Source organism: Sphingomonas albertensis (assembly GCF_014358075.1).
Taxonomy (GTDB): Bacteria; Pseudomonadota; Alphaproteobacteria; order Sphingomonadales; family Sphingomonadaceae; genus Sphingomonas; species Sphingomonas albertensis.
The window spans coordinates 1-5,022 of the sequence record NZ_JACONT010000076.1 but is presented as its reverse complement, the minus strand read 5'-3'; the positions used below and the strand labels follow the sequence as shown (position 1 = coordinate 5,022).

The following is a 5,022-nucleotide window of genomic DNA, read 5'->3' as shown; positions in this document are numbered from 1 at the left end:
CGCTCGGGCCCGCCCCCAGTCTGGGCTCTCGCCTTCGCGGGAGAACAAATAGTTGTGAGTAACAGACGGGTAGGCGCGCGACCTTACTCCGCCTGCTCCCAACCGCCCCCCAGCGCCTTAAACAACGCAACAGTCAGCTGCCGCAACTGCGCATCGCTCGACACAAGCTGTTCGCGCGCCGTCAGCACGTCCGTCTCGGCATCCAGCAGCGTATTCTGCGCCACGAACCCGGTCCGGTACTGCGACTCCGCCGCCTTCGCGCTGCTCTGCGCATCGACTACCGCCCGCTGCAACGCAGCGTTCCGGCGGCGCTCGGCGGCGATCTGCGCCAGCGGATCCTCGACATCGCGCAACGCCTGCAACACGGTCGAGCGATAGCGGAGATACGCCTGCTCGCGGTCTTCCTCGCGGGACTTCACCGTCGACTTGCGCCGGCCCCAGTCGAGCAGCGGGAACTGCGCCGCGCCGCTCGCGGTCAGCTGGAGGCTGTCGCCCGAGAACAGATTGCCGAGCGCGGTCGAGATGAGCTGGCTCATGCCGGTCAGGCTGAACTTCGGGTACATATCCGCCACCGCGACGCCGATATCGGCGGTAGAAGCGGCTAGATCGCGTTCCGCCGCGCGGATATCGGGACGCCGCCGCAACAGCTCGGAGGGTAGCCCGGCGGGGATCGTCGGCACGCCGAGCGGTGCGACAGACGGCGCCGCGAGTTCGGTCATCAGCGTCGCAGGCGGCTCGCCGAGCAGGATCGCGAGCGCGTGCATGCGGACGTCGACATCGGCGCGGACCGGTTCGGCGCGTGCCTCGGTCGAAGTTATCGAGGCCCGCTGGCGCGTCACGTCGATCGGCGGGACGAGGCCGACCTTGGCGATGTTGCCGGCGATGGTCAGGGCACGGCGCTGGTTGGCGATCTCGCCTTCGATCGTCGCGAGCTGCGCCTGATCGAGCCGAAGCGCGAAATACGCCTGCGCGACTTCAGCCGCTAGCGTCACCGCCGCGTCGCGCTTCGACCAGACCGCCGCTTCGGTGCGCGCGCGCGCGCCCTCGGTGCTACGGCGGACGCCGCCGAACAGGTCGAGCTCCCAGCTTGCATCGAAGCCGACCGAATAGGTTGTGATCCCGCTGCCGGGCAGCGCGATGCCGCCGGTCGAGCCGGTGCCGCCTGCGCCCGTACCGCCGCTGAACGCGCGCGCGATCGACGCGAGGCCGGCATTCTTGCTGAACTCGATATGGCTCGGGCTGGCGCTGGCGTTGACGCTCGGCAGGCCTTGCGAGCGCGCGACGATCTCCTGCAACCGCGCTTGGCGCACGCGCGAGGCGGCGATCGCGATGTCGGGATTGCCCTTCAGTGCGCGCTCGACGAGGCCGTCCAGCTGCGGATCGCCGAACGCCGACCACCAGCGCGCCGGGTCGACGGTCGCACCTACGCTAGCCTGCGGCCCGACGAACGCCGGCGGCACCGGCATTTCCGGCGCCACATAGTTCGGACCGACCGTACAGCCCGCGAGCAGGGCTGCTCCAACGAGCGAAAACCGCGCACGCATCAATGCATCCCTCCCGAGGGCGCGCTGCCGGTCTTGCCGGAGCGCATGAATAGAACCAGTGGCGCGACGACCAGCACGACCACCATCATTGCGCGGAACACGTCGAGGAAGGCGAGCATCGTCGCCTGCCGTTGCATCTGGCTGTAGAGCACCGCCAGCGGCGTAGTCGACGGATCGCCCTGCCCCGCAAACGCGCCCGCCGCCTTCTGCATCCAGTCGTTGTAGTTCGGATCGAGCGGGTTGAGCGTCTGCGTCAGCTCCGACTGGTGCCGCTGCAATCCGCCCGCAAGCTGCGTCTGCGCGAAACAGATGCCGATCGTGCCGCCGAGATTGCGCGAGACGTTGAGCAGGCTCGACGCCTGCGCGGTCTGGGTCTGCTTGAGCCCGACATAGGCGATCGCGTTGATCGGCACGAACAGGAACGGCAGCGCCATCGCCTGAAACAGCCGCGCGAACGCCGCATCGGAGAACGCGATGTCGGCGGTCAGGTGGCTCATGTTCCACAGCGCGAATGCCTGCACCAGCAACGCCGGGAACAGCAGGAAACGGACGTCGACCAGCCCGCTCAGCCGCCCCGCGAACGGCACCATGACGAGCGTCGCGAGGCCGCCGGCGGTCAGCGCGAGACCGGCGTCGAGCGAACTGTAGCCGAGCACCTGTTGCAGCATCTGAGGAATGAGCTGCGTCGTGCCGAACAGGATCATGCCGGTGACGCCCATCACGCCGATCGTCAGCGCGAAGTTGCGGTTCTTCATCAGCTTGAGGTCGATCACCGGGTCCTTGTGGTTGAGCTCCCAGATGACGAGGCTGACCAACGACACGGCCGCGATGATTGCGGACATCACGATGAAGCCGCTCGCGAACCAATCCTCGCGCTCGCCGCGATCGAAGGTGAGTTCGAGGAAGCCGAGCCCGAGCGCGACCAGTGCGACGCCGACGTAATCGATCGTCAGGCCGTTCTTGAAACGCTCGTCGCGGTCCTTCTTCACCTGCGGCGGCTCGTCGACGAAGGTCTCGACCGCGAACCACGCGGCGATCCCAACGGGGACGTTGATCAGGAAGACCCAGTGCCAGCTCGAATATTCGACGATATAGCCGCCGAGCGTTGGCCCGAGCACGGGGCCGACGACGACGACGATCGCGAAGGCCGCAAACGCCATGCCGCGCTTTTCGGGCGGGAACGTGTCGGCGAGGATCGACTGTTCGACCGGCGCGAGGCCACCGCCGCCGATGCCTTGCAGCACGCGCGCGACGACCAGCGTCCCGATGTTCGGCGCGAGGCCGCAGAGCAGCGATGCGAGCGTGAACAGCGCGATCGACAGCAGGAAATAGCGTTTCCGCCCGATCGCGTCGCTGAGCCAGCCCGAGATCGGGATGACGATCGCGTTGGCGACGAGATAACTGGTAAGCACCCAGGTCGCCTGATCGGTGGTGATCGACAGCCCGCCCGAGATATGATCGAGCGCGACGTTGGCGATCGAGGTGTCGAGCACCTCCATGAAGGTCGGGATCGAGATGATCGCGACGATCAGCCACGGGCTGTACTTGCCCGCTGCCGACCGGCTCGGCGACCAGGTGTGGCCGCCTCCCGCATCGGCTTTTGCAGGAGCTTTCGCCACCTCAGCGGACCTTGACGGTCGGCACCACCGACATGCCGGGGCCGATCGGGTAGCGCTTCGGATCGGGCCCGTTCTTCGCGTCGAACACGATCCGCACGGGGACGCGCTGGACGACCTTCACGTAATTGCCGGTCGCGTTCTGGGGGGGCAGAAGCGCGAACGCCTGGCCTGCGCCGCGCTGGATCGAGTCGACATGCCCCTTGAAGTCGACGCCGGGATACGCGTCGACGTGGATGTCGACGGGCTGGCCGATCTTCATCAACGTGAGCTGCGTTTCCTTGAAATTGGCGGTGACCCACATCTTGTCGGGGACGATCGCCATCAGCTGCGTGCCGGGGGCGACGTAGGACCCGACGTTGACCGAGCGGTTGACCACCTGCCCCGCGACGGGCGCAGTGAGGCGGAGATCGCCGATCGTGACGTTCGCCTGCTCGACCTGTGCGCGGCGGGCGTCGATCACCGACTTCGCGGCACCGACCTGTTTGCGGGCAACGCTGATCTGCGCGGTGGCGGTGTCGATCTGCTCGCGGGCGGCGGCGGCATCGGCGGCGGTCTGGCGCGCGGTGGCACGCGCCTGATCGAGCTGCTGGCCCGCGACCGCGCTCGGATCGAGCCGCAGGAGCGCCTCATAGCGTGCGAGGTCCTGCTGGGCCTTGATCGCGGCCGCCATCGGCACGCGCGCCTGGGCGGCTGCCTGCTGGCGCTGCGCCTCGGCGGCGGTCACCTGCGCCTGGGCCTGCGCGAACTGCGCGCGCGCCTGCGATTCGTTCGCCTGCGCCTCGGCGACCTGCGCGTCGCGGCCGGATGCCTTGATGACGGCGAGCAGCCGGCCGGCCTCGACGTGGCGGTTGTCGATGTCGGCGACCTGGACCAGCGTGCCTGCGACCTGCGGCGCGAGGCGGACGATGTGCGTGTCGACGAACGCGTCGTCGGTCGATTCGAACTGCCGCGCGTGCAGCCAATAGAGCACCCCGCCGATGATCAGTCCGCCGACGACGATGACAAGGATGATCCAGAACAGCGGCTTCTTGAACACCGACGGCTTCTTGTCGTCGTCGTCCGCCTCATCCTGCTGCTCGGTATCGGACTGCTGGTCCTCGCCGTTCGGGTCGGGCTTGCGGCCCTCGTCCTCGTGGTCGGTATCTGAGTGGTTCGTCTGGTCGGTCATGCCTGGCCCTGTTCTTCAGCACGCATCGAATCGAGAATGGCGTCGATATTGGCGTCGATCCGCGCCTTGATATCGAGGATGTCGGAAGGCTCGAGCGTGTCGCGCTCGAGCAATTTGAGGCAGGTCGCGCGGCTCGATCGCAACGCCACTACCTGCCCGAGCAGCGTGATCGTCGCGATCCGGGCGGTGCGGACATTGCGCAGGCCGGTCGCGATGCACACGAACTCGCCGAGCTGTCGCACCATCTGGCCCATCACGCCGCCATAGATCCGTTCGAACGCCTCGCTCGGCTTCATCTGTTCGCGCAGCACGAACAGCGTCCAGTCGGCGCTGTCGGCGCTCGCCATCTTGTCGGCCAGCCGACCGAGGACGCGGTGAATCTGCGCACGCGCGCCGACTGCATCGTCGGACCCAATGTCGTGGTCGAGGTCGAGCGGATCGCCCATCACCGCGGACATGCGCTCGGCGATCCGGTCGGCGGCAGCGAGGTACAGACCCTCCTTGCCGCCGTAATGATAGGTGATCGACGACATCGCGGTGCCGGCCGCAGCGGCGATGCCGCGCGTGCTGGCGCCTTCGAGGCCCTTGGCGCCGAATTCGCTGATCGCGATGTCGAGGAGTCGGGACTGGACCACGCGGGGCGTTTAGTTCGATCGAACGAACGGGCCTAATGAAGAAGATGTCATGTTTG

4 protein-coding genes are annotated in these 5,022 nt (G+C 67.4%); all 4 read right to left on the bottom strand.

Annotation, left to right across the window (positions count from 1 at the left end; translation table 11 throughout):
- Positions 1 to 83 precede the first annotated feature (83 nt).
- From H8S47_RS18565 to H8S47_RS18965, 4 genes are read right to left on the bottom strand one after another with little or no spacing between them, the layout of a single operon-like run.
- Complete coding sequence (locus H8S47_RS18565) at positions 84 to 1,544, bottom strand: efflux transporter outer membrane subunit (protein ID WP_187505248.1); 1,461 nt, start codon at positions 1,542 to 1,544, stop codon at positions 84 to 86.
- The gene (locus H8S47_RS18560) at positions 1,544 to 3,163 is read right to left on the bottom strand and encodes a DHA2 family efflux MFS transporter permease subunit (protein ID WP_187505247.1); all 1,620 of its coding nucleotides are present in this window, start codon (positions 3,161 to 3,163) and stop codon (positions 1,544 to 1,546) included. Before H8S47_RS18560 ends, H8S47_RS18565 begins: the two co-directional genes overlap by 1 nt.
- Before the next feature lies 1 nt (position 3,164).
- A complete protein-coding gene (locus H8S47_RS18555; RefSeq protein WP_187505246.1) occupies positions 3,165 to 4,331 on the bottom strand; it encodes an HlyD family secretion protein in 1,167 nt (388 codons plus the stop codon).
- Complete coding sequence (locus H8S47_RS18965; protein ID WP_187505245.1) at positions 4,328 to 4,966, bottom strand: CerR family C-terminal domain-containing protein; 639 nt, start codon at positions 4,964 to 4,966, stop codon at positions 4,328 to 4,330. The genes H8S47_RS18555 and H8S47_RS18965 overlap by 4 nt, the downstream gene beginning before the upstream one ends.
- Positions 4,967 to 5,022: the final 56 nt, after the last annotated feature.

What these genes read in the sequence shown, in the direction of transcription:
- H8S47_RS18555 (WP_187505246.1), bottom strand. Translation starts at nt 4,331, where the DNA reads ATGACCGACCAGACGAACCACTCAGATACCGACCACGAGGACGAGGGC.
- H8S47_RS18565 (WP_187505248.1), bottom strand. Translation starts at nt 1,544, where the DNA reads ATGCGTGCGCGGTTTTCGCTCGTTGGAGCAGCCCTGCTCGCGGGCTGT.